We start from the raw sequence: 2,114 nt of genomic DNA on the forward strand, positions 1-2,114 counted from the left end.
GCGGGCGGGGCTGCTGCAACCGGCCCCTGCGCCGCCGGGGCTGCAGGCCGCGCTGCCGCCGGCCCGGCCGCGCGGCTAAGTCCCTGGCTTGCCGGCCAGGCCCTTGGGCGATAATCCGGCTTCAAGATAGCAGGGGATATCCGAGGGCATGGCGACCGACCTGGAGATCGCACGCGCGGCGACACTGCGCCCGATCCGCGAGATCGCCGAAAAGGCCGCAATCCCGGAAGACGCGCTGGAACCCTATGGCCGCTACAAGGCCAAGGTTTCCCTGGATTTCGTGAATGCCCAGAAGGGCCGCCCGGATGGCGCCCTGGTGCTGGTGACCGGCATCAACCCCACCGCCGCCGGCGAGGGCAAGACCACCACCACGGTGGGCCTGGGCGATGCGCTGAACAGCCTGGGCACCCGCGCGATGATCGCGCTGCGCGAGCCCTCGCTCGGCCCCTGCTTCGGCGTGAAGGGCGGCGCCACGGGCGGCGGCCATGCCCAGGTGCTGCCGATGGAGGAGATCAACCTCCATTTCACCGGCGACTTCCACGCCATCACCGCCGCCAACAACCTGCTGGCCGCCATGGTGGACAACCACCTCTACTGGGGCAACGAGCTGGGGCTGGACGCCCGCCGCATCGTCTGGCGCCGGGCGGTGGACATGAACGACCGCGCGCTGCGCTCCATCAACGCGGCGCTGGGCGGCGTGCCCAACGGCTTCCCGCGCGAGGATGGCTTTGACATCACCGTGGCCTCCGAGGTCATGGCGGTCTTCTGCCTGGCCAAGGACCTGGCGGACCTGCAGGCGCGGCTGGGGCGCATCATCGTCGGCTATAGCCGTGACGGCCGCGCCATCACGGCGCGGGACCTGAAGGCGGATGGCGCCATGGCGGCGCTGCTGCGGGACGCGCTGGCGCCCAACCTGGTGCAGACGCTGGAAGGCTCCCCCGCGCTGGTGCATGGCGGACCCTTCGCGAACATCGCCCATGGCTGCAACAGCGTCATCGCGACCCGGCTGGCGCTGAAGCTGGCCGATGTGGTGGTGACGGAAGCCGGCTTCGGCGCAGATCTCGGTGCCGAGAAGTTCCTGGACATCAAGTGCCGCGCGGCGGGCCTCGCGCCCAAGGCCTGCGTGGTGGTGGCGACCACCCGCGCCCTGAAGCTGCATGGCGGCGTCGCCAAGTCGGCCCTGGGCACCGAGGATGTGGCGGCCGTCACGCGCGGCATCAGCAACCTGCGCCGCCACGTGCAGAACATGCAGAAATTCGGCCTACCCGTGGTGGTGGCGCTGAACAAGTTCACCGGTGACACCGAGGCCGAGATCGCGGCGGTGCGAGAGGCGATGCGCCCGCTGGGCACCAAGGTCATCCTCTGTACCCACTGGGCCGATGGCGCGGCGGGTGCCGCCGACCTCGCCCGCGCGGTGCTGGAGCTGATCGAGGGCGGCAGCGCGGCCTTCGAGCCGCTCTACCAGAGCCATGTCTCCCTGGCCGGCAAGATCGAGACGGTGGCGCGGGAGATCTACCACGCCGCCTCCGTCGCCATTCCGCCGCCGGTGGCCGCCAAGCTGAAGCGCTTCGAGGATGCGGGCTTCGGCGATGTGCCGGTCTGCATCGCCAAGACGCAGTATTCCTTCTCCGCCGATCCCACGCTGCTGGGCGCGCCGGAAGGGCATGTGCTGCCGCTGCGCGACGTGCGGCTTTCCGCCGGCGCCGGCTTCGTGGTGGCCATCGCGGGCGAGATCATGACCATGCCCGGCCTGCCGCGCCACCCGGCGGCGGAAGGCATCGGGCTGGATGCCGAAGGCCGTATCGAAGGGCTGTTCTGAGCCGCCATGGTGGCGCTGGACCCCCTCGCGCTGCTGCGGCAGGGGCTGGCCCGCCACCAGGCCGGTGACCTCGCGGGCGCCGAGCGCCTCTTCCGCCAGGTGCTGGCGCTGCGGCCGGATGACGGCAATGCGCTGAACCTGCTGGGGCAGATCGCCCGCGCGCGGGGCGACCTGCCGGAAGCCCTGCGGCTGATCGGGCGGGCGGTGGCGCTCAACCCGGGCGCGCCGGTCTTCCTGGCCGCCCATGGCGCCGCCCTGGCCGAGGCCGGGCAATTGCCGCAGGCCGAAGCCGCCC

At 71.7% G+C, this 2,114-nt stretch carries 2 protein-coding genes; both read left to right on the forward strand.

Going from position 1 to position 2,114, the window contains the following annotated elements; genetic code table 11:
* Positions 1-148 precede the first annotated feature (148 nt).
* Positions 149-1,819 carry a formate--tetrahydrofolate ligase gene (locus IBL25_RS25795; RefSeq protein WP_187781297.1) on the forward strand — a complete coding sequence of 557 codons (1,671 nt, stop codon included), beginning with the start codon at positions 149-151 and terminating at the stop codon, positions 1,817-1,819.
* Positions 1,820-1,825: 6 nt separating this feature from the next.
* Positions 1,826-2,114, forward strand: a 289-nt coding sequence (locus tag IBL25_RS25800) for a tetratricopeptide repeat protein (RefSeq protein ID WP_187781298.1), incomplete at its 3' end; no start/stop codon positions are given.

It is taken from the genome of Pseudoroseomonas ludipueritiae (assembly GCF_014490445.1).
In the GTDB taxonomy this organism is placed as follows: Bacteria; Pseudomonadota; Alphaproteobacteria; order Acetobacterales; family Acetobacteraceae; genus Pseudoroseomonas; species Pseudoroseomonas ludipueritiae.